Origin of the sequence: Nocardia sp. JMUB6875, assembly GCF_041154655.1 — a bacterium.
Lineage (GTDB): Bacteria > Actinomycetota > Actinomycetes > Mycobacteriales > Mycobacteriaceae > Nocardia.
The window spans coordinates 21,939-42,365 of the sequence record NZ_BAAFGR010000059.1 but is presented as its reverse complement, the minus strand read 5'-3'; the positions used below and the strand labels follow the sequence as shown (position 1 = coordinate 42,365).

The 20,427-nt window shown below is 63.8% G+C and carries 23 protein-coding genes and 1 pseudogene; 10 read left to right on the top strand and 14 right to left on the bottom strand.

Going from position 1 to position 20,427, the window contains the following annotated elements; translation table 11 throughout:
- Positions 1-391 (top strand): annotated as a pseudogene (locus tag ACAM49_RS17370) (hypothetical protein); the annotation flags it as partial.
- Positions 392-399: 8 nt separating this feature from the next.
- Here ACAM49_RS17370 and ACAM49_RS17365 read toward each other — a convergent pair.
- Entirely contained in the window at positions 400-624 is a 225-nt protein-coding gene (locus tag ACAM49_RS17365) for a hypothetical protein (RefSeq protein ID WP_369636555.1), read from the bottom strand.
- Between the two features lie 373 nt (positions 625-997).
- Here ACAM49_RS17365 and ACAM49_RS17360 point away from each other — a divergent pair, with 373 nt between their 5' ends.
- The 5 genes from ACAM49_RS17360 to ACAM49_RS17340 all read left to right on the top strand — a co-directional run bounded on the left by ACAM49_RS17360 (position 998) and on the right by ACAM49_RS17340 (position 6,406).
- Entirely contained in the window at positions 998-1,960 is a 963-nt protein-coding gene (locus tag ACAM49_RS17360) for a helix-turn-helix domain-containing protein (RefSeq protein WP_369636554.1), read from the top strand.
- Complete coding sequence (locus tag ACAM49_RS17355; RefSeq protein WP_369636553.1) at positions 1,957-2,142, top strand: DUF397 domain-containing protein; 186 nt, start codon at positions 1,957-1,959, stop codon at positions 2,140-2,142. The genes ACAM49_RS17360 and ACAM49_RS17355 overlap by 4 nt, the downstream gene beginning before the upstream one ends.
- A gap of 182 nt (positions 2,143-2,324) precedes the next feature.
- A complete protein-coding gene (locus ACAM49_RS17350) occupies positions 2,325-3,569 on the top strand; it encodes a hypothetical protein (RefSeq protein WP_369636552.1) in 1,245 nt (414 codons plus the stop codon).
- Positions 3,570-3,577: 8 nt separating this feature from the next.
- Complete coding sequence (locus ACAM49_RS17345; RefSeq protein ID WP_369636551.1) at positions 3,578-4,888, top strand: hypothetical protein; 1,311 nt, start codon at positions 3,578-3,580, stop codon at positions 4,886-4,888.
- A 9-nt stretch (positions 4,889-4,897) separates the two neighbouring features.
- Positions 4,898-6,406 carry a serine/threonine protein kinase gene (locus ACAM49_RS17340; RefSeq protein ID WP_369636550.1) on the top strand — a complete coding sequence of 503 codons (1,509 nt, stop codon included), beginning with the start codon at positions 4,898-4,900 and terminating at the stop codon, positions 6,404-6,406.
- A gap of 11 nt (positions 6,407-6,417) precedes the next feature.
- Here ACAM49_RS17340 and eccB read toward each other — a convergent pair whose 3' ends face one another.
- The 13 genes from eccB to ACAM49_RS17275 form a co-directional block, all read right to left on the bottom strand.
- Entirely contained in the window at positions 6,418-7,980 is a 1,563-nt protein-coding gene (eccB, locus tag ACAM49_RS17335; RefSeq protein WP_369636549.1) for a type VII secretion protein EccB, read from the bottom strand.
- A gap of 128 nt (positions 7,981-8,108) precedes the next feature.
- Complete coding sequence (locus ACAM49_RS17330) at positions 8,109-8,441, bottom strand: hypothetical protein (protein ID WP_369636548.1); 333 nt, start codon at positions 8,439-8,441, stop codon at positions 8,109-8,111.
- Between the two features lie 50 nt (positions 8,442-8,491).
- Entirely contained in the window at positions 8,492-8,794 is a 303-nt protein-coding gene (locus tag ACAM49_RS17325) for a WXG100 family type VII secretion target (protein ID WP_369636547.1), read from the bottom strand.
- A 96-nt stretch (positions 8,795-8,890) separates the two neighbouring features.
- Positions 8,891-9,676 carry an ESX secretion-associated protein EspG gene (locus tag ACAM49_RS17320; RefSeq protein WP_369636546.1) on the bottom strand — a complete coding sequence of 262 codons (786 nt, stop codon included), beginning with the start codon at positions 9,674-9,676 and terminating at the stop codon, positions 8,891-8,893.
- Complete coding sequence (locus ACAM49_RS17315) at positions 9,673-10,704, bottom strand: PPE domain-containing protein (protein WP_369636545.1); 1,032 nt, start codon at positions 10,702-10,704, stop codon at positions 9,673-9,675. Before ACAM49_RS17315 ends, ACAM49_RS17320 begins: the two co-directional genes overlap by 4 nt.
- 17 nt (positions 10,705-10,721) lie before the next feature.
- Positions 10,722-11,033 carry a PE family protein gene (locus ACAM49_RS17310; protein WP_369636544.1) on the bottom strand — a complete coding sequence of 104 codons (312 nt, stop codon included), beginning with the start codon at positions 11,031-11,033 and terminating at the stop codon, positions 10,722-10,724.
- Positions 11,034-11,064: 31 nt separating this feature from the next.
- The gene (locus ACAM49_RS17305) at positions 11,065-12,381 is read right to left on the bottom strand and encodes a hypothetical protein (protein ID WP_369636543.1); all 1,317 of its coding nucleotides are present in this window, start codon (positions 12,379-12,381) and stop codon (positions 11,065-11,067) included.
- A 20-nt stretch (positions 12,382-12,401) separates the two neighbouring features.
- Positions 12,402-12,716 (bottom strand): hypothetical protein, encoded by a 315-nt coding sequence (locus ACAM49_RS17300; RefSeq protein ID WP_369636542.1) that lies wholly within the window; start codon positions 12,714-12,716, stop codon positions 12,402-12,404.
- A 110-nt stretch (positions 12,717-12,826) separates the two neighbouring features.
- A complete protein-coding gene (locus ACAM49_RS17295; protein ID WP_369636541.1) occupies positions 12,827-13,114 on the bottom strand; it encodes a YbaB/EbfC family nucleoid-associated protein in 288 nt (95 codons plus the stop codon).
- A gap of 23 nt (positions 13,115-13,137) precedes the next feature.
- Positions 13,138-13,503 carry a hypothetical protein gene (locus ACAM49_RS17290; protein ID WP_369636540.1) on the bottom strand — a complete coding sequence of 122 codons (366 nt, stop codon included), beginning with the start codon at positions 13,501-13,503 and terminating at the stop codon, positions 13,138-13,140.
- 110 nt (positions 13,504-13,613) lie between these two features.
- Positions 13,614-14,393 (bottom strand): ESX secretion-associated protein EspG, encoded by a 780-nt coding sequence (locus ACAM49_RS17285; protein WP_369636539.1) that lies wholly within the window; start codon positions 14,391-14,393, stop codon positions 13,614-13,616.
- Between the two features lie 8 nt (positions 14,394-14,401).
- Positions 14,402-16,204, bottom strand: a complete 1,803-nt coding sequence (locus tag ACAM49_RS17280) for a hypothetical protein (RefSeq protein ID WP_369636538.1) — start codon at positions 16,202-16,204, stop codon at positions 14,402-14,404.
- Positions 16,205-16,321: 117 nt separating this feature from the next.
- A complete protein-coding gene (locus ACAM49_RS17275) occupies positions 16,322-17,566 on the bottom strand; it encodes a hypothetical protein (protein ID WP_369636537.1) in 1,245 nt (414 codons plus the stop codon).
- Between the two features lie 128 nt (positions 17,567-17,694).
- Between ACAM49_RS17275 and ACAM49_RS17270 the strand changes: the two genes are divergently transcribed.
- The 4 genes from ACAM49_RS17270 to ACAM49_RS17255 all read left to right on the top strand — a co-directional run bounded on the left by ACAM49_RS17270 (position 17,695) and on the right by ACAM49_RS17255 (position 20,402).
- Positions 17,695-18,876 (top strand): hypothetical protein, encoded by a 1,182-nt coding sequence (locus ACAM49_RS17270; RefSeq protein ID WP_369636536.1) that lies wholly within the window; start codon positions 17,695-17,697, stop codon positions 18,874-18,876.
- 72 nt (positions 18,877-18,948) lie between these two features.
- Positions 18,949-19,287, top strand: a complete 339-nt coding sequence (locus ACAM49_RS17265) for a hypothetical protein (RefSeq protein ID WP_369636535.1) — start codon at positions 18,949-18,951, stop codon at positions 19,285-19,287.
- A 59-nt stretch (positions 19,288-19,346) separates the two neighbouring features.
- Entirely contained in the window at positions 19,347-19,865 is a 519-nt protein-coding gene (locus tag ACAM49_RS17260; protein ID WP_369636534.1) for a YbaB/EbfC family nucleoid-associated protein, read from the top strand.
- A gap of 45 nt (positions 19,866-19,910) precedes the next feature.
- Positions 19,911-20,402, top strand: coding sequence for a hypothetical protein (locus tag ACAM49_RS17255; RefSeq protein WP_369636533.1), 492 nt, complete (start codon positions 19,911-19,913; stop codon positions 20,400-20,402).
- The last annotated feature ends 25 nt before the right edge of the window (positions 20,403-20,427 follow it).

Genomic DNA, 20,427 nt, shown 5'->3' with positions numbered 1-20,427 from the left:
CCACCTCCACTACGTCGACGACCTGACCACCTGGAAACCCCTCCTCGACGCCAACGGCGTCGACCGCGTCTCCACCGCCAGAAAGGGCGCCCTCCTCCTCCGCGCCCGAGACCCCAACGCCGCCAAGGCCCTCTGGTCCGGCATCAACCGCATCATCAGCGGCTCCGCCGAAGGCCCGCCCGACCTCCCCGAAGTGGCCTGCGTCGAGAACCCCAGACCCAAGTCCACCCCGGCCTGGGACGCCTACGACGCCTGGAACGCCTCCGACAAATACCTCTGCACCCTGCACTACGACCGCTACGTAGCCCGGGTGGCGAGCAACCAGCTCATCGACGCCCAGCAGAAGGCGGCGGCACAGTACGCACTGCTGGCCAACAGCCAGTACCTCTGATCCGCGGCTCACGCGAACCGCCTCCCTTTCGTCATCAGCGCCGCCCGGCCACGCGGGCTGATCCGCCACCGACCGCGCGGTTGACTCGGCAGGATCAGTCCCCGAAATTCGAGCTGGGCGAGCGCATTTCGAGTCCGCCAACTCGTCAGACTCGACAACTGCCTGATCTGCGCAGCGGTCAGCCTGTTGTCAGGATGCAGCGCCGCCAGCACGGCGACCTCGGCAGGATTCATGACCCACTCACCTCCCGACTCGCGATCGGTGTCTCCCGGCCGCGTGCCCCGGCGGATGCGGGACCTCCAGAAACCCACCCCCAACGAGCGGAAGCCGAAGGGATCCAGCCCTTCCCGAGTGACTGTCCGCATAGAACCCCCACACGGCCCAACAGATGACTGCGGCGCAGAGGCCGAAAATAGACAGCAGCGCCCATGTATCCCAATGCATTACGACATCCCCTTCGAATGCGTATAGCTGATCTTGGTCTGTTTTCCGGCGGCTGCGCGCTTTCGCCAACACCAAGTAGACACCTAGAAGGGCTGAGAAATTGAGTACACGGTGAACTGTCCACGAACTAGACTGAGGTGTCCACGGTGAGCGGTATCGGCCATGGACACAGCGATTTTGGACAAAGTCATCGTGAACACTTATCCAGATAGCGAGACTAACAAAATGGCCGGATTGGCTGCTTCTCGCGTTGCATTCGGTACATACATTCGCGAACTGCGTACCCGGAGTGGCAAGAAGCCACTGGCGGCCGGGGTGGAAATCGACAAGTCGCGACAGACCGTCGTGCGGATGGAGAACGGGTACCCGACGAACGCGAGCACGAACGACATCGAGCGACTGCTCGGCTTCTACGGAGCATCAGCCGAGGACAGGCAGGAGGCGCTGCGGCTGTGGCAGGACATGCGAGCCGAGGAGAAAATCGCTCAGCAGCAAGGTGATTCACGGGGCTACTGGCAGCCCTATGCCGATCAGGTCGCCGCCCACCTGCCGCGCTATCTGCGGCTGGAGGCAGCCGCCAACCGGGTGACCACCTACCAGTCGGTCCTGGTGCACGGGCTCTTGCAAACCCCGGACTACCGCCGCGCCATCGCCCGCATCGAAGAGCCCGACCTGTCGATAGTCGACACCGAACGGCGGGTCGAACTCGCGGTTCGCCGCCAAGAAAGACTCAACGACCCCAACTTTCGCCTCGAGCTGCTCATATCCGAGTCGGTGCTCCGCCACCAACCGGGCGGTCCGGCGGTCATGGCCGGGCAGTTGAGACGGCTGGCCGAAGCCAGTGAGCACGACAACATCAGCATCAGACTCATCACCTTCGACGCGGGCTCTCATCGCGGCCTGACGGTCCAGCCGTTCACCCTCATACAGTTCCCGCCCCTGAGCCGCGACGTCACCGACGCCCCGGTGGTCTACCTCGAAAGCGGATCGGCCGGCGTCTATCACTCCAAGCCCGAACTGGTCGGTGAATATCAAGAGGTGATCTCCAGCGTCAGAGCGGTAGCGTTGAGCGAAAGCGACACGCTCGACGTCATTTTGAAGATCGCGAAGGAGTACGAGGCGTGAAAAGTCAGCCGCGTGCCTGGTTCAAGTCGACTCGATCCAAGGCCTCCGAAACTTGTGTCGAGGTCTGCTTCGACTCCGACCGGGTCGGCGTACGCGACTCGAAGAACGTGGGTGGCCCCGAGCTCTTCTTCGAAGGGTCTCAGTGGGATACCTTCCTGCACAGCCGCATCTGGCAGCACTGACATCACCCCCAGACCGCGTCGTCGATCTACTGTTCTGCGCTGGCGGCGACGCGGCACATCCTTGATCAGCCAAGACTTGTGAGAAGTCCCCCACTGGTCTGCCACGCTGCACCCACACCCCCGACCGCCCAGTACACTCTGCACACCAGAACCAAGGTCACTTGCAAATCCGGTACGGGGGGTTGTTCGACATGCGTCATGACTTAGGTCGACTACGGTCGGCCCGCATCGGAGTGCGCGCGGCAGCGGCGACAGCGCTGGCGATTTCGGTGCTGGTGAGCGCCGGGTGCGGGTCGGAATCGCATGCGGCTGAGAAGCAATCAGCCGACCTCGACAAGCTTGACACTGGTAATTACGCGACCAAGCCCCAGGACCAGAGCATCTCGGACCCGGCGAAACGCGGACGGGTCCTCGAGGGACTGCGACTCGGAAACGTTCTGCCCATCGCCTCGGAGATCGATCCGACGCTCACCCACAATGGGTCGGCCAAAAACCTCTTCACCGAAGCGAACTCGTTCGGCGACCTCATCAAGGTCGACCACTTCTCCGATGACGCGCGCGGGTTCATTGTGGGCTTCGCGACCAGCGGACGCCCTTCGGAAGATGTCAACCTCGGATACACGCTGACGGACGCCGTCATGATCTTCGACAGCGACGCCGATGCCACGGCCGCCGCGGATGCTTTGTCCCGTAGCGGACTCGCGCTGAAGGATGGCACAGCGGTCGATCCTCTGCAGTCGACCCAGCATCCCGCCGCCCGGGTTATCTGGGCTCCGACTGAACAACGGCTTGCTTCGTGGTATCCAACCGGGAAGTTCGTCATCTTCACCATGATCGATCAGGTCGAGAACAAGTCCGTCGAAGAGGCGTTCGGTGTTGCGCCCGAGCCGGCCCCGTTGGCGTTGGCAGACAAAGCCATCGATGTCACTACCGATCGTCTGAAGAACTTCCAGCCGACCGCACCCGACCAGCTCAGCAGCCTGCCCAACGACTCCAATGGCATGCTTCGGCTCACCTTGCCGCGTCCGGCGGGTGATCCGACCGCGAATGCGTTGACCGGGGTTCTCGACCAACACGGCGCACTCCACACCGTCGCGGACACGGCGAAGTACCAGGCGCTCTTCGAGAAGACAGGTGTCGAGGCCTTTAGCTACGGCGCGGGCATCCTGGTGAAGACGAGGGATGCGGCATCGGCGCAAACGTTTCTCGACACCGCTTTCGCCTCTCGGTTCAAGCATCGAATCGACCCACCTGCAGGCCTACCGGCCGCCCAGTGCCTGAAGTACCACGGCCCCAACGATTATGTAGCCCCCTTCACCTGCAATGTTGCTTATGGACAGTACGTCGCGACAGTGTGGTCACAGCAACAGCAGGATGCGTATCAACGGATATCCGCGCAATACGCAATTCTGGCCAACAACAAGTAGGGGGGAAAATGAAGAATCTGGGTACTCATCAGGCCACTGGCAGAACCTCTTTCGGTGCGCTCACCGTCCTTCTGGTTGCGACCCTGCTCGCCGGATGTGGCAGTGAGGTAGCTGGAACGCCTGCTGCGCAAGAGATCGATGTGCGGAAGCTCGCAGTCGGCAACTATCCAACCGATCCGCTGGATGTCCGTTTTACCTACCAGCACAATGCAAACGACGGCCGATCTATCGCAATGGCTCGGTTGGCAGACAATGTCGTAATCGGACCGGACGTCGACTCGAAGTTCAGCCACAGTGCCCTGGAACAGACGATCTACCCATTGACCCTGCCCCAGGGGGACCTGTCCCGCGTGTTGGCCGGAGCTGTCCGACCTGTGTTGGAAAGCAACGGCATGATGTTCGGTTTCTCGGCCGCCGCGAGCACCCGCGAACTACCGAAGTCACACGAGCGCGATCAGTCGAACAATTTCAACCCATTTGGCGGTGCTCTCGGCGATCCGGACGCCACTGCCTTCAACGTAACTGTGTTGCAATTTCCCGATCAGCAACGCGCACAGACGGCTGCCGATCAAATGGAGTCGGCCGATTTTTCAGTCGCGGCAGATCAGAACGTTCATGTCACACTGACCAAGCAGCCAGACGCGAAGGCTCATTGGCGGCCCGGGGTTCCGTCGATGGCAGCCACCTTGGCACACGGACAATACGTCGTGAATGTCTACGTCGCACAGCCTAAACCAGATATGGACGAGCTGCGCGCATTCGCTGAGCAGGTCTTCGCGGCGCAATTGCCGCTGCTCGACCAAGCCCCAGGGTTGTCGCCACACGAAATCTTCCGTCTGGACTACGATCCCGACGCCATGCTGCGCAGGACTCTGCACCCGACCGTTGCTTTTGAGGCCAACCCCGTCTACGAGGCGGTCCACACGGCACGAGGTCATCTCCACTACCTAAAGGATCAGAAGACCTGGAAACGAATGCTGGACGATAGCGGTGTCGATCGCATTTCCAACGCGAGTCGCGGTGGCCTATTGTTCCGAGCCCGCGATGCCGAGGCTGCCGCCAAGTTGTGGTCCGGAATCAAAGCCACCACAAACGGATCCGTTGAGGGTCCCGCTGACGTACCCGATGTTTCGTGCACCCTCAGCAAGGAGGACATCGGCGACGCATGGTGGGCATATCGAGGCTCAGGATCCCCCGCCTACATCTGCACCCTGCACTACGACCGTTACGTCGCTCGTGTGGCATCCATGCAACTGGGCGACGCTCAGCAGATGGCCGCTGCGCAATACACCCTGCTGGCCAATAGTCAGTACCTGTAAGGAATCAGGATGAATATCGGACCGGGCACCATTATCCGCGGCTACCGCATCGAGCGCATCCTCGGGGCTGGCGGCATGGGCACCGTGTATCTGGCCAAGCATCCGGAGTTGCCACGCTGGGACGCGCTGAAAGTGCTGAGCCCGCAGTTCAGCCGGGATGCCGAGTACCGGGCGCGATTCGAGAGAGAAGCGAATCTCGCTGCTGCTCTGGACCATCCGAACATCGTCTCGATCTACAACCGTGGCGAGGACAACGGTCAACTCTGGATTGCGATGCAGTATGTGAACGGCATCGATGCGGCTGCGGCTGCCGAACGGGAGCCGCAGTCGATCACTCCATGGCGTGCACTGCACATCGTCACCGAGGTGGGCAGGGGTCTCGACCACGCGCATCGCAGAGGACTGCTGCACAGAGACGTCAAGCCTGCGAACTTCCTACTGTCCATGGGAGACAACGGCGAAGAGCGAGTTCTCCTCACCGACTTCGGCGTCGCGAAGTCGACCGAGGACACCAACGAACTGACACAGGCCGGTGGGTTCGTCGCGACCATCGCCTACGCTTCACCCGAGCAACTGAGCGGACAGCGGCTCGACCATCGCGCCGACATCTACAGCCTCGCGTGCTCATTCGTCCGCCTGCTGACAGGCCAGAACCCCTATCCGGGAACACAACCGGCGGTGGTGATGATGGGTCACCTCAACGAGCCGCCGCCACGAGTCACCGCGATTGACCCCACACTTCCCGCGGCACTGGACGAAGTGATCGCCGTGGCAATGGCAAAGAACCCGACGGACCGGTTCGATACCTGCCACGAATTCACAACCGCCTTGAAATCCGCCTTGGAGTACGGCGTTTCAGGCCTATCGATGAACACCGTGCCGCACAACCGACCCCCTGCGGTCTCAGCGCCGTCGCCCGCAGCACCCGACACGACTGCGAAACCTAAGGCACGCAAGCGCACGTTGCTCGTCGGCGGTGTGGCGGCAACGGTGATCGCCCTGGCCGCCGGGGTCGGTGTCTGGGTGACACAGCACGGATCATCGGCCTCTGCAACCCAGGGCGCGCTTGCCGACGCTCGCGCGCAGAATCCCACCTTCAAAGGCAAAACCATTGCGGTGGTGGATATCTCCGGCAAGAGCGGCCACACCGCCGACATGGATATTCAGTTGAAGCCGGGACCTCAATCGAAGTTCCTCGAGGACCTCGGCTTCACCTACAACGCCAACTGCCTTCGCAAGGGCGACGAGCCGAATCCGCGTCCGATCGCACCGGGATACCAAACGCAATACGACGCGCTTTCACCCATCGCTGCAGGTTATCTACTCGCGGTCCGCAGCGACACTGATGCGGGCGGCGGCGGCCTGGTCAACCTTCCGTCATCCGTTTCGGGGTCCAAGGCTTCTGTAATCGTTCTCGACGACCCCGATGCCGTCGCAGCCATCCGTCAGTGGTCGGACAACTCAGAGCAGATCCTGCTCGACAAGCTGGTGCCGGTCCTTCGCAAGAGCGTCCGTTAGATCCAGGTCGATTACGGCCCACACGCCTTGTCGCAGCCCGGCGGCAAGGTATCCCAACTCATCTGGGCGTCCTCCGCGGACAAGGTAGGCCCGGCGACCAAGGTATTCAAGATCTGCGAGGGGGCCAGGCGGGGCTTGGACTCCAGCCCGAGAATCCCTGCGGTCTTGGCGTCCGGGATGCCGTACAGCACCCCGTTGTCAGCGAGATAGAAGAGGCTTCCGAGCTCGGGGCTACCCGGCTTGTTATCGGTGGCCTGGATGAACTCTCCGGTGGCGGGAGACACATAGACCCGGTCGACCCGATCACCGCGAGAACCGTCGGCCGTCGCCAACGTGACGGGTGCCTGAGAGTCGCTCAGCGGGTAACGCGTGCCCACCAGCAGCTGGACTTTGGCCCAGTCCGAGGGGGCTTCGGTCGCGTCCGCTTGGTCTCTGCCGAATCCGTTCTTCTTCGCCCACGTAATGCAGGCGACCGGGTTCTCCGAAGCGGAGATGACCTTCGGCGAGACGGTCGGGAAGTCGTCCACCGGCAGGCCGGGGGCGATCTTGTCGGTGCCGTGCTTCTGTGGGATGCCCGCGATCGCGTCCGGCGTCACCGGCACGAAAGCGTCGGCATTCTTCTGCGAGAAGGTGATGAACTGGGCGGTGAACATGGACACGCGCTGAATGGCGTTGTCCAACACCACATACAGATCTGACTTGCCCGAACCATCCAGTGCCGGCACCTGAATGATGCTGCCGATCTTCACATTGCTCAGCTTGCCCTGGGCGAATTCGCCCGCACGCGGGATCGTGGGAGCGACCAGCGGCGGGACGCTGACGGCCGCGCTGACCAGGTCGGACGAAATCGGTCGCGCGGTGGAGAGATCGAGCACCTGCGCGAGCGCGCCCTTGGTCACCTCGTCGTTCTGCGGGTTGATCTCGGCGCTCTTGCCGTCGTAGATCAGGTACGTGTGATCCTTGTTCTGGCTGTCCGTCTTCTTCGCCAGCACAGCGGTGCCGGATTCCGCCGCCTTGATGTGGTCATTGAGTTGCAAGCTTCCGGCGATGACGGTGGTCTCGGCCCCGGTCGAGGAGGCGGACCCACCGGATGCGGACAGCGGCACCTTGTCGCACAGGGTCCACTGAGATGAGCCGCCCTGTCCGCTGGCGGGCAAAGCGGCTGGTACACCGGGAATTCCACGGATCGGACCACGTGGGATCGTATTGAGCTTGCTGTCCTTCACCGATTTCGGCGACTCGGTGGTGTTGGAGAGCAGGCGCGCCGACGCGAGATTCAGCGTCGGGTACAGAGTCAGCTTGGTCTTGTCGTTCTTGTCCCGGACCACGGTATAGAGCGCGCCGCTGTCCTTGCCCATCACGATGTTGGCATCGCCGACGGAGCCCTGAGGACGAATGAAGGCCATAATCGCGGCGCCCGCTACCACCAGCACCGCGAGGACCGCTCCGACCATCAGGGAGCGGAACTGGGACCGCATCGGGTCGTGCAGCATGCGCACATCACGGCGCACCAGCGCGTGATCGAGTCGACGCAGCAGGAAGCGGTACCCATTGACCTGGGCACGGGTGGTCAATTGGGCTGGCACTAACCAAATCCTCCGTCGAACCGGAACCTACGGGCACAAAGATTACTGGGCTTCAGCCGACGACAGCGCACCCAACCTTCGTGGAAGGGTGCGCTGTCGCGAGTGGCGCGTCCTCGTCAGGCGAAGGACTGGCCGACCTTGGCGTCGGCCGCGAGAGCGTTCGAGAGGGCGTGCTCGACCGCGGCAGTCACAGCGTCCAGGGTCTGCAGGCACTTGTCGGCGTACGCGCTGTCCCAGTCGCGCTTCGCGGCGATGACAGCTTCCAGCGCGCCGTTCTCCGCGCCGCTGTTGGGATTAGACCAGGCGGTCTTCAGGCGCTCGACCGCTTGGCCGAGGTCGCTGGTGGTGTCGACGGCGGCAGTGCCGTCACCGGCAACAGCGACCAGGTCCCGGTGGTACTGGCGGAGGTGTTCCGCGAGGCGGGTCATTCCCTCTTTGTCGTAAAGCATGTCTTTATCCTTTGCAGATGTTGGAAAGTGAGAGTCCGGGCTAACCGCTGCTAGCCGAGGTTCGTGAGAGCGGCGTTGAACTTGTCCTGGTTCGTGATGTCCACGTTGGAGAACACGTCCGTACCCGAGCCGACCTTCTCCTGGAATTCATCCATGGCGTGGTTCAGCTTCTGAGCCTCGGCGTCCCAGGCCACCGCGGCGGAGTTGAACGCGCCGGCCGCCTCACCCTGGAAGCTACCCTTCGAGTTGTCGACTTCATCGGTGATCTTCTTCAGGATGTCCTTGATCGAAGCGACCACGTCCGCCATGTGGCTTTGCGCCGCCTTGGCAATTTCCGCATCATTTGCAACCATCGTCTGTACCTTGCCTTTTCTTCGGGATTGGATAGGCGATGCGTTGCGCACCACCGGTTTCGGGCAGATCAGCTGTATCGGGTCACGCGTGATCCACTACAGCCACCTCCCCCCGGGCAGCGAGTCGATCAGAGCCGAGATCGACTGCGCGATACGGTGATCACTGCCCGGTGTCAGCGTGGACCAGAGTTGCTGGTCCGGGGCGACCCCCGGTGCGGCCACGATGCGGCCCCGTGCGGTGTCGTAGACAGCGACGGCTCCGGGCGATCGGTCTGTGAGGCCGTCGGCGTAGGCGTAGGCCACGATTTCGGCGTAGGCGTGGGTGGAGGACAGGGCGAGACCGTAGGTGGTGGCGTCGGTGTCGGGGACGCCGAGGTGGTAGACGGTGCTCGCGTAGTCCTCGGAAGTCGTTGCGGTGTCGAGGCGTTCGGCCAGATCCGCGGATTCCGCGCTGAAGGCCGCGAGGTCGGCGGGCGGGCAGGGGCCGAGCGCGCCGAGCAGGGGGCGGGTCAGGGAGGCGGCGGAGCCGTCGGACCACAGGGGCTGGATGTCGAGGGTGTCGCCGCGGCGGATGGCCACCGCGTGGTCCTCGGCGCGGCGGGCCACGCAGACGCGGATGGGGCCGTCGGCGGTGTGGACCCGCATGGCCAGTTCGCGCTCGGGCTGGGCGAGGACGAAAAGCGCTGTGGCGGTGTCGGTGTCGACGTCACCGTGGGCGTCGACGATGCGGCGGGCGCGTAGGTCGGCGCGGGCCTGCTCCTGGGCCTGCTCCCATTCCTGGTACGACTCCTGCCGTGGGCCGATGGACAGCACCAGGGGTAGGGTCTGCACGCCGAGATGCCCGGCGAGCGCGATAACGCCGTCGTTCGTCAGGGTCGTCATGCACCAGCCCCTTGACGTTCGCCGGAATCGGCTGCTGCGGTGCCACTTTCGGAGCCGGTGCCGCCGGCGTTGAAGGCGATGTCGACCGGAGGCCGCTGCGCGGCCGGGTCCAGACCACCGAGCACCGCGGGCGCGACCTGCATGCCGGAGGTGAGGCCCAGTTCGTTGTCGCCTGCGGGCGCGCCCACCAGCCCGGCGCGCGGGGTGTGGTCTTCCTCGTCGGTCTGGCCTGTGGCACCCATGGCGGTGGGAGCCATACCGGTTCCGGTCGTCTGCACGGTGACCGGCTGGGTCGTAACACGTTGCGTCGTAGTCTCTTTGGCTTCGATCGCATTGGAGCGCAGCTGGGTCACAGGCATCGGCGGCAGGTTCAGCGAGCCGAGCGACAACGTCGGCAGCGAACCCGGTGTGAGCGCGGGCGTTTCGACCTCGACCGGTGTTGCCGGTTGCTCCGCGGGCTGCGCCGGAGTGGTGACCTGCGGCGGCGCCTCGTGCTCCCACGGCTTGGCCAGCGATTCGGTGGCCGCCTCGTAGGTCCGCATCACCCGTGCCGCAGCGGCTTTCGCGGCGTCGGCATCGGTGTCGACCTTGGTGAGCCCCGCCAGCAGCGGCGCTCCGAAGGCGAGGCCGAGCTGACCCATCAGCTGCTGCATATCGCGCAGCTTCTCGACCTCGTCCACATCGGGCATAGTCAGCTTGGCGAGTTCGTATGCGGCCGCGTGCGTTTCGGCCTGCGTGGCATTGCCCGCGGCGGCCGCGGCGGAGGCGCCGAGCCAGTCGCGCAACGCCTTGATGCGTTCGATGAAGGGACCGCTGTGCTTGGATTCCCAAGCACTGTCCAGGATTACGAGAATCCGCTCGTACTCCAGGGCGGCCGCCGCGAAACCCGTGCTCAATCGCGCCCACGCGAGACCCGCCTCGGCGGCGGGCACCGCACCGGCGCCCGTCACCAGGTCACGCGCCAGCTCTTCGGGCGGCTTGGATTCCCAAACCGTCTCGGTGAAGCCGGGTTTCGTCGGTTCCAGCATCGAGGATGCGCCTCCGCTCAGGCGAACCCGAGGACGGACTGGTCCTCGACCTGGCCGAAGGCGTCGAACTGGCTGCGCAGTGTGGCGGCCAGATTCCGCAGCTCGGTGACACCGTCGGTGCCCGACGCCACGAACGACGCCGCCACGGTGTTCAGCGTCTGCGCGGCGCGCAGCGACACCTCATCGGCGCCGGCGGGCGCGAAATCCAGCTTGGCCTGCTCGGCGCCGAGCCCGCCCGCCAGCCGGTCGGCCAGCGCCTCGAGCTGGGCCGCGGCGTCGCGTGCGGTCGAGGCGTCGAACTTCAAACCGTCGAATGCGTTGGTGCTCATGCCAATCCTCCTGTTACCCCTGGCTGTGCTTCTACAGTGTGAGCGCCTTGTCCGGCGGCTCTTCGATAGCTTCGATAGCGCCGACCACCGGCAACACCACACCCTCGATGAGCCCGACCACCTCGTCGCCATGCGCCGCGGTAACCAAACCCGAACGGTCCGAAGTGGATTCCTCATCCGCCGCCCCGGCCCGTCCCGCCGCGCCACCGGCACCCGCCATGGTTGGCGAGGTAGTGGCGGTGGTCCGGCCATTGGCCTCGGTGGTCGTCTTCGGCACACCGGACCCGGAAGTGACCTCCCCGGTTGGAATTCGGCTGGTACCCACCGTGGATGCCGGACTCGTGGTGGTAGGCGTCCCGCCACCACCGAACAGCGTGGCCAGCGGACTGCCGCCCCCACCGGTGTCGGTCTTGGTGGTGTCCGGGTTATCGGTCTTCTTGTCGTCGGTCTTGACCGTGGTGTCGGTCGGCGTGTTCTTGTTGGTGTTGGTCTTGTTGGTATCGGTATTGGTGTTCGTATTGCTGTTGCTCAGCGCCGAACTGATCTCCTGCGCCCCGGTGGAAACCACCGACGCACCCTTCTCGACCACCTTTTCGGCGACCGTCGGCGCGACGCTGGCGATGGGCTGCAGCGCGGTGCCGACCATGTTGAACAGCGACTCGATGTTGGACGCGACGGGCGCGCCCGCGATCATGATCTTCGTTCCGGCAGCGACGATGTCGGCCGTCGGGCCGGCCAGGGCGACCTGGGTATCGGCCACGATGGCCATACCCTCGGCAATCGTTTCGGTCGCGGTCTCGATCAACCATGGGAGACCGGCGGGAGTGGCCAGCAGCGCGATGCTTCCGGTCACCTGCAGGATGAATTTATTGATGAGAGCCACCATTTGGGCGTTGCCCGCGGCGACGACTCCCTGCGCGACGCCCAGGATTGCGCGCTGGTTCGCACCCTGCAGGGCCACCTCGCCGGTCTGCGATTCGACCGTCTCGCTCTTGAGCTTCGCGGCGGTCGCGGCATCGCCGGTGAAGCTGTTCATGACCGTGGCGGTGGCGGCCTTGCTTTGCGACGCAGAAGAAGTCAGCGCACTGACCATCGAGGTCAGGATGGTCAGCGGATTGAAGCCGCTGTTCAGAACTCCGCTTCCGAACGATTGCAGCATGCTGACGACCGGCTGAATCAACGTGGTCACATCGATCGTCGGCAGCGTCGGCAGCTGGATCCCCGACAGATCAGGCAAGGTGATGGACGGCAACTGCGGCAGCTGCGGCAGTCCCAGGTTGCTCACGACATCCGCGACCGGCGTATCGAGATAGGCACCAATGGGACTGCTGCGCAGCTCGTCGAGCACCGTCGGGTTGGACGGATTGGTCACAGCACCGTCGAGAGGAAGTTGGCCGCGGAGGTGACCTCATTGCTGCCGAACGCGCCGACCGCCGCGTACGCCGTGGTCGCCGTGTCCGCGTGCACCGCCGCGATCTCCGCCGAGGACATCAGGAAGTTCCCCTGCGCGACAGCGAAAGCCGCGAGGAACTGCTGCCCGATGAGCCCGAACGTCGGCACGGCCTGCGCGAGCGCGGTACCCACATCAGCCGCGGCCGCCCCCGCGACCTGAGCGGCGATGCCGGCCTTCTCGGTGCCGTACGCCAGGATGGGCGGAAAATCCGCCGCCACATGATCAGCCATCAGTGTCCCTCCCACTACCTTTGATCTTGCACAGCCTACAAGTGCGAATTTCCTTGTGCCAGACCGCAAGGTGCAAACTCTGGCTCAAACTTCTGTAAACAGACCGGACGCTACCCGGCCACTTCCTCATTGAACCGGTTCACGATCTCCGCGCGCCGCTCGAACGCCCGCCGCGCCGCCTGCGCCGCCGTGCTCACCACGGCCTGCTCGAACTCCCCCGGCGTCATCCGCGAAACAGCGCTGCTGAACTGCAGATCCGTGAGCGCCCCAATCCCGTCGACCTCGGCCATCACAGCCCCGTCCTCGGACGTCTCCCGCCCCCGGACCGCCTTCATCTGATCCGCGAGATCCTGAAACCGATACAGCTGCCGCCGAACCTGCTCCTGCAACTCATCCATCGACGAAACCACGAGCGCCCCTCTCACACCGACCTGAGCCAGCTCTGCGGCTCATGATCGTAGTCCTGCTCCTCGACGATTTCCTGCCGAGCGACGTCAGCCTCGGTAGGAAGCTTGGCCCGAGCAATAGCCTCCGCAGGAACCCCAGCCTCCTCCAACTGCTTCCGGAGAGCCAGGCCCGCACGGTTCGCAGCCTTCTGACAGAGTCGCAAGACTTCTCCGGCAAGCTGCTGCGGATCCCGATGCAACTCAGCCGATTCAACCTTCACCGCAAGCGGCAGCCCCTGATTGGTAGCCCGCACCCGAATCGACCCAGACGTATTGGCAACCACCAGCGAGGCCCACTCCTCCCCACCGGTGCCAGATCCAGCCGCCCCCGACTCAGTCACTGCGAACTCCCTCCCAGTTGCTTTGCGTATAAGTACCATACGGCACCAATCGATGCCAACGAGATTCCTGCGAATAAGCGCCCGGAGCAGCACATTCCGCGGTTAAGGGATCATTGCCCGCGTTCCTCCCGGATGGCGTGCACAACGGCCGCTACCCGACTGTTGATAGCCGTCACCACCCGCTTGGAATCCGCCGGTATCGCGATGACCGGTAGCTCGTCGCCACCGATGATGTATCGGCCGTCCTCTTCGATATCGCGCCAGTCGAGTTGCCGCGCCGTGATGCCGCGCGGACCGAACTTCGAGAAACCCTGGATCACCTCTATGGTCCCCATGCTCTCCATCGACGCGGCGAGAAAGCGCTTCGCCCGCAGGCTGATCGGGTCCTCGAAAATATCGTCGATCAGCGATCGGCTGTATTCGTCGTAGCCGCTGTCCGGCTCGCCCGGCACCTCCAGGGTGATATCGGACTGACTACCTGCTTGCGCTGACGGCATGGCGGCGACGACCATCTCGGCCAAAGCCACCGGATCACACTGGGTGACGTTGAATCCGCCACTGTGCAGATAGCTTTCACCCGGCGCTTGCTCGATCAGGTATCCGTAGGAACCGCGGCGCACCGCGATCATGCGTACTCGGCCATCCGCACGCGCCGGATTACGGCCGTCGAAACCGTTGACCGTGATACGGAGATCCGGTTCCGCGATCGCGTCCGAGAGCAGCTCCAGTTGCCTCGTCCATCGACCCTGCAGCTCTTCGTACACCTTTCGCTTTTCTCGCAGGTAGTCGTAGTACATCGGGGTACGACTGGTGTACAGAAACGGAGCGGGCATCGGCTCGCCGGTGGCCTGCTCCCACAGAACCACAAACTCCAGATCCTCGAAACGCAAGTCGACCACTACTTCTCCGCCACCGGGGTGACCGCTTCGGGCGCGGCCTGGAATACACCGTCGAGGTTCTCACCGGACTTGAGGTAGTCGGGCCGCCGGTGTTCCTTGCCGCCACTCTGCCCCGCGGCACCCGCCCCGCTCATGGGCGTGCCGGCCATACCCGAGCCGGAGGAGGTGCCGGTGCTCGTCGTGGTTCCGCTGGCCAGACCCGCGCGCGACGTGGTGGTCGTCTCGGAATTCTCGTCCGTGGCGGTCACGGTGGCGCGTGGAAAGAGCGTGCTCTTCGGAGTTTCGGTCTTCGGAGTACCACCTGGGCTGCCACCCGTCGGCGTACCGCCGGGAGACCCGCCCGGCGAACTCGGATCAGCCGGTGTCGTAGGCGTATTCAGCAGCGAGGCGAGCTGCTGCTCCAACTGCTGCGCGGTGGTCTCCGTGGTCTTCGCCGCCGTCTGCGTGGAAGAGGCCAACGACTGGATCAGGCTCGACCCTTGCGACGCAAGCGATTCCACCAATGACGCACCGGTCGAAGCCAGGGTGGTGAGAGCCGAGGTGAGCGTGGTGAGCGTCGTATCCGTGGTCGGCGTGGTCGACTTCGGATCCGTCGTCTTGGGATCGGTGGTCTTCGGATCCGTCGTCTTCGGGTCGGTTGTCTTGGGATCGGTGACTGTCGGCTGCGTCACCGTGGGTGTTCCAGACGGATTGCCGACGGGGTTGGTTTTCGGTGTCTGATCAGTCGGCGCGGGTGTAATAACCGGGGCCGGCACTTCAGCTTTCTCCGGCTGCGGAAGCGATATCAGCGAGCCGTTGTACTCCATGATTCCGGCGACGTAGTAGGCCTCGCAGTCCTGCCGGTATTTGCTGAGCATCGCCTCCACGCAGTCGTGGTCGGTAGCCCCGCCATATGTTGTATTGCCATCCGTGATGACATGTTGCGTCGTATTGTTCTTGCCACCCTTCAGGATGGTCGGCTTAGGTTCGTCGCCCTTCGGCATACGCTCGGCGGTCGCTTTCAACCAGCCTTCAATCTTGTAGAGGCTGGTCTCGACCTCCCCCATCTTGGCCGTCAGACCCGAGAGCGCGGTTCGAGCATTATCCAAGGCGGTCAACGCCGTCGGCCCGGATCCGTATTGCCACGAGTCTCGGAAATGCCCGTTACCGGTATCTGTCTTGAAGGTGGTCACCGCCTTGTTGATCTCATCCTTCATCCAACCCCAGTCGGCAGCGAGCCGCCCCGGCACACCATGGATGCTTTCCCCTAGACCACGCAGCGCCGTCCAGTTCTTGACGTAAGGGTTCTCCGGCCACACGACTCGGTCACCGTGCAGATCGAAACTGTTGTATGCGTCGTCGGTGTAATTGTGCGTCCGCACCTTGCTCTTGCCCTGCTGCTTATATGTCTCAACAGGTTTCGGTGTGGGCGTCTTACCGTTGATCTTGGAATAGTCGGGGCCCTGAGTGACCGTGGTCGGTGCCTTGTCAGGCATCTTCTGGTTCAGGAATGCGGTAATCGACTCGTCTTCAGCGTTCTTGAATTCCTTGATCGCGTTCTTGAACTTCTCCGACAGTGCGGTCACCACGGCGATGTGCCCGTTGAGCGCACCACCCAGGTCGGTATCGAGCTTCCGGAACGCCTCGGCCCAAGTCTCCCCGGACTTGAACTCCCCACTCGGACCCGCGAAGCTCTCGACGTTCCGCGATCCTAGGAACGACTGAACCTGGAGCAGACTCCCGATCAAGGTGCTGCAGGCGTTGATCGCCGCCTTTGCCACCGCGGGCTCGAAATCAACTTTGCTTGCGTCGCCGCTGCCCATCCGGGATCCTTCCCCCACCTTCGACCTGCACCGGAACCGCCTGCGGCCGATCTGCCGACGGCGACCCTATCTTGCCCAACGTCTTCTAGGTTCGCCACCGTCACGCATGTCACCAGCTCAGCGTGGCAGGCTGAGGTAGAGCTGGTTCGCCAATTCCTCCGCATCCCTGCAGAGCTGGTCGGAGTTCACACCGTTGGCGTTGTAGCCGTTCAGTTCCGAGCGAACGAAGCCAAAAGAAGTAGGCCACGCCACGTAGCACACCACGTCGTAGTTGTTCTTGGGGTTGACCCAGAGGTACTCCTGGCCATTCGCGTCCCCTACGCGGACGGGACGCGGCGGCAACTCTTCAGCCTTTGGGTCCGTTCTGACGAAGATCCTGGCACTGACGTAGGACCTGCTGCTGGCACGGTCGGTATCCACCTCGCAGCGACGTTGTCCCGGCGCGTCATTGACAACCTGGCGTGTGATTCCGAAACGTTGCATCTGGTCCGCGGTAAGGGCACACGGATTGGGCAGCGGGACAGACTGTGTCCTCGCGGTCGTCGCAGTCGACTCGGACGTCGCAGCGGTGGCATCAGAATCGGAACTCGAATGGCTCGCCACATATGCCCCGACAGCGGCGAGAGCTACCGCACCCACGATCGCGATCGCGATCAGCTTCCGGTCACCGTCGGGCGGTGTGGCCGCCTTCGCAGTAGGTTCCGCAGATTCCGGCGCCTGTGGCGCCACTGCCGGAGATTCCGATACCGACATCGGCACAGTCGATTCCGTCACTGGCAACGTCGATCGCGCCGCGGCCACGGCCACACCAGGCCTTCCCTCGATCAGTTCGAGGGCCGCCGGTGTAAAGAGTTCATGTGGTAGCGCAATCCCACGGGCGCCTTGCTCGCGCAGGAAGACGCCGTCGCCAATCACGAAGGTGTCTTTGATCTGGCTATAAGCGATGGCGGTGGTGCCTGTGGCCAGTACCAGTTCGAGCGAGTCCTGATGGAAGCGGGCCGATATCGCGGTGCCCGGGCCAGCGTAAGCCTCGATCGCAGGGTTGCGCTTGACCATCTGAACGGCCGTGAGCAACGCGCCGATAACGGCCGCGATCCCAAGCACCACGACGTAGTACCCGAGCAAACCGGCGAAACTGAAGCCTGGTTTGCTCGCCGAGACGAAGAACTCGATGAAGCGTCGCGACAATACGATCAGCGGAATCGCGAGCAGGAAGCCCCAGGTGGCGGGAGAGCGCCAGCGGGCCAAGGCCAAGGTCCGGCTCAGCTGCTTCGCAGTTTCCGAACCCGCTGTCACTGTTACCTCGAGCGCGGTCTGAGGTAGCGGACCCGGCACGCCATACGGCTGTTGTGGCTGGTTCATCGTCCCCCTATCGACCGAGCGGTACCGTTCCGCACCCTACCCATCGGTACCGGGGCAGGCGAACGGTGTGGTGCTGTGATCTGAGACGTCGGCTAGATTCGGGCGGGCTGGGAGCTCGATGGGTCTCGATGAGTGCGAATACCGAGGACAGTGTGAGTCAGGACAATTCGACTGCGGAATCGCCGGATGTGGGGTTCCGGATGGGCGGGGAGCCCGCAGCGGCCATGTCAACGGTCGACGAGGACGACCTGGTCGAGCGGGTTGCCGGGGAACTTCTCGCGCTGTTGCCGGAGGGGTGGGAGCGGCTGGACGCGGCCATCGCCATGACCGCCAGCGACGAGGCCGCACAGGTCATCGTGTCGAGCGCGGAGCATGTCGCGCAGGTGGCGCTGTCGGCGCGAGCAATCGAACTGCTGCGGGAGCTTCGCGCGTTAGCGGCGGAATCGGAGGAAGGCCCTTGGTGGCGGATCCTCGTCTCGGTCACCCCGACCGGCTCGGCGCGGATCGAATACGACTATGGCGCGGAACCGTTCCCGGACCACCATTTGTTCCCGCCGCAGGCCTACCTTGCCGATCTGCGCGAGTATCCGCGTAAGCGGCTACCGGTGTGGCTGGGCGCCTACATCGGACACGGTGATCGGCAGGTGCGGACACCGCAGACGGCGTTCACGCAAGCCCAGGCGGACAGCGTGAACGGGATGCACGCGTTCCCGGTCGGTGACGGGCTTCCGAGTCTCCCGGCGATATGGGCGCGATGGGCCGTCATCTCGGCGGTGTTCGTCGCCGCGAAAACTCCCTTGGGACCGCGGGTTACGAGTGCGCTGGGCTGGTTCGAAGGGGCTTCTCGCAGCGGTTCGACACTGCATCGGCTGCCGAACGGAAAGGCCGTGCTGTCGGGCGGCGTGTGGGACGCGCCGGAGTTGGATGCCGTGTACAACGGTGGCGCGCCGATGCCCGAGCACTATCGGGGCGCTCCCGACTGGGTGGCCGATCCGGTGCTGAGCCCACGAGCCTCGAACGGATTGATGTCGTTCTGCTACTGGTGGGATGGATACGCTTGGTATCAAGGCGAATCCCCCGCTCCGAACACGTTGCGGGACGCACTCCCCGGCATCTGGAGCAGTGATTCTGCCTTCGACGTGATCGCCCAGGTGATCGGCAACAACGCTTCTTCGTGGATCACGGCGCTGGTGGCAGCGGCCGAATCCGGCAGTGTCACACGGGCTCAATTGTCCCGGGCTCTGCCGGGTGGGGAATTCGATCTCGACAGCGCCTACTACCAACTGATTTTGGCGGGAATCGCCAGCTAGACGCTGTTCGCCGAGACTTCGCGTTGGCACACCCCGCCCGGCCACGTATATGATCAGCACCGATTTGCCTGAATGATCACAGCGGGGGTTGAGATGGGCGAAAAGGTACAGGTCGAAGTCGCCGGGATGCGGTCCGTAGCAGACGGACTCGACGTGCTGGCCAACAAGATCACCGGCATTCTCAATACCGTCTCCGCCGCAGCCGACGCGGCTGACGGCTGCTGGGGTCACGACGAGTACGGCGATAAATTCGCCGACGGCAAGAGCGGCTACATCGATCGCAGCGGCAACCTGAAGGTCACCCTCGCATCGAAATCGACCTTGCTGCAGAACTACTCGACGGGCCTGACCGACGCCGCGAAGAAATTCGAGCAGACGGACGACGGCAACGCCCAGGGCTTCAAGGCCTGACGACCGCGGATCCGAGCACGGGGTGAGGCAGCGTCCACCCCCATCCAGAGGCAGGACGCATGACGAACGAAGGTGCGAAGGCTCAGCTGGCCGAGCTGATCGAGCTCGTACAGGGCAGTTTCGAATCCGTCGCACGCGCACAACAGGAACGGGCCCGGCTGACCGCGACGGCCAAGGCGGGTGGCCGACGAGTCACGATCACCGTGAATGCCGACGGGGTCGTGATCAAGACCGAATTCTCCGACGACATCGACGATCTCACGTACTCGGAGATCGCTGCCGCGGTCACCGAGGCCACGCAGGAGGCAGCCGCCCAGGTGCAGCAGAAGTCCCAGGAAATCCTGTCGACTCTGCAGACCGAACAGGCCCGCATTCCCTCGCTGTCCGAGATGTTCTCGGAAATGCCCGATATCCAGGCCATGATGCCCACCCCACCAGAGGTGTCGATGGCTCCGCCCGGCGACCCCGAACGCGACGCCCCGGAGACCGACAACGCGCCGCAGTACGCCGATGTCGAACAGTTCGAACACGACCCGCACCTCCGCGGCAGATCCAACATCGCGGCCCCGGACTGGTAATCCACGGCGGGCCGACGATCAGCCGGTGAGCACCGATGGAATGATGTGTCCGAACCAGGCGGAATATCCCGAAAGGCAGGCGCAATGCTCTGGCTGAAAGAGTCGCCATCCTATTTTCGGTTCCGCAACGGCACGATTCGTCTCGAAGAACCGACGCACGGCTCGGTGATCGGGCAACGATTGAATGTGCGGACCGGGGCATTCGAACCCGCGACGACCGAGGATATCGATGCCGTGCTGAATCCCCGTGCGGACCTGGACTACTCGGCACTGTCCGAGGAGCAGTTCGTCAGGGCGACCGAGGAGGCGCGCCGGCTCTACCTCCGTGGTGACGGACCGGTATTCGACCTGTATCAACAAGTCCAGGAGATCTTCGACCTGGCCGAGAAGGAACGTCGTCGGATCACCCCGGAGGAGCGCAGCGCAATCGCCGAGCGCTACCGCACCACCTTCGGCATATGGGATGACGAATTCGCCCGCCGCGCCAACGGCGATGCCCCGACCTTCCGCTACTCCTGGGTCGGAGACACCCGGTAGCCTCCGCTTTGCCACGCCGAAAATT

Bases quoted from the DNA above. Each gene is read 5' to 3' on its own strand.
- ACAM49_RS17365 (WP_369636555.1), bottom strand. From the start codon at position 624: ATGAATCCTGCCGAGGTCGCCGTGCTGGCGGCGCTGCATCCTGACAAC.
- ACAM49_RS17360 (WP_369636554.1), top strand. From the start codon at position 998: ATGGACACAGCGATTTTGGACAAAGTCATCGTGAACACTTATCCAGAT.
- ACAM49_RS17345 (WP_369636551.1), top strand. From the start codon at position 3,578: ATGAAGAATCTGGGTACTCATCAGGCCACTGGCAGAACCTCTTTCGGT.
- ACAM49_RS17340 (WP_369636550.1), top strand. From the start codon at position 4,898: ATGAATATCGGACCGGGCACCATTATCCGCGGCTACCGCATCGAGCGC.
- ACAM49_RS17330 (WP_369636548.1), bottom strand. From the start codon at position 8,441: ATGCTTTACGACAAAGAGGGAATGACCCGCCTCGCGGAACACCTCCGC.
- ACAM49_RS17325 (WP_369636547.1), bottom strand. From the start codon at position 8,794: ATGGTTGCAAATGATGCGGAAATTGCCAAGGCGGCGCAAAGCCACATG.
- ACAM49_RS17320 (WP_369636546.1), bottom strand. From the start codon at position 9,676: ATGACGACCCTGACGAACGACGGCGTTATCGCGCTCGCCGGGCATCTC.
- ACAM49_RS17315 (WP_369636545.1), bottom strand. From the start codon at position 10,704: ATGCTGGAACCGACGAAACCCGGCTTCACCGAGACGGTTTGGGAATCC.
- ACAM49_RS17310 (WP_369636544.1), bottom strand. From the start codon at position 11,033: ATGAGCACCAACGCATTCGACGGTTTGAAGTTCGACGCCTCGACCGCA.
- ACAM49_RS17300 (WP_369636542.1), bottom strand. From the start codon at position 12,716: ATGGCTGATCATGTGGCGGCGGATTTTCCGCCCATCCTGGCGTACGGC.
- ACAM49_RS17295 (WP_369636541.1), bottom strand. From the start codon at position 13,114: ATGGATGAGTTGCAGGAGCAGGTTCGGCGGCAGCTGTATCGGTTTCAG.
- ACAM49_RS17280 (WP_369636538.1), bottom strand. From the start codon at position 16,204: ATGGGCAGCGGCGACGCAAGCAAAGTTGATTTCGAGCCCGCGGTGGCA.
- ACAM49_RS17275 (WP_369636537.1), bottom strand. From the start codon at position 17,566: ATGAACCAGCCACAACAGCCGTATGGCGTGCCGGGTCCGCTACCTCAG.
- ACAM49_RS17270 (WP_369636536.1), top strand. From the start codon at position 17,695: ATGAGTGCGAATACCGAGGACAGTGTGAGTCAGGACAATTCGACTGCG.
- ACAM49_RS17265 (WP_369636535.1), top strand. From the start codon at position 18,949: ATGATCACAGCGGGGGTTGAGATGGGCGAAAAGGTACAGGTCGAAGTC.
- ACAM49_RS17260 (WP_369636534.1), top strand. From the start codon at position 19,347: ATGACGAACGAAGGTGCGAAGGCTCAGCTGGCCGAGCTGATCGAGCTC.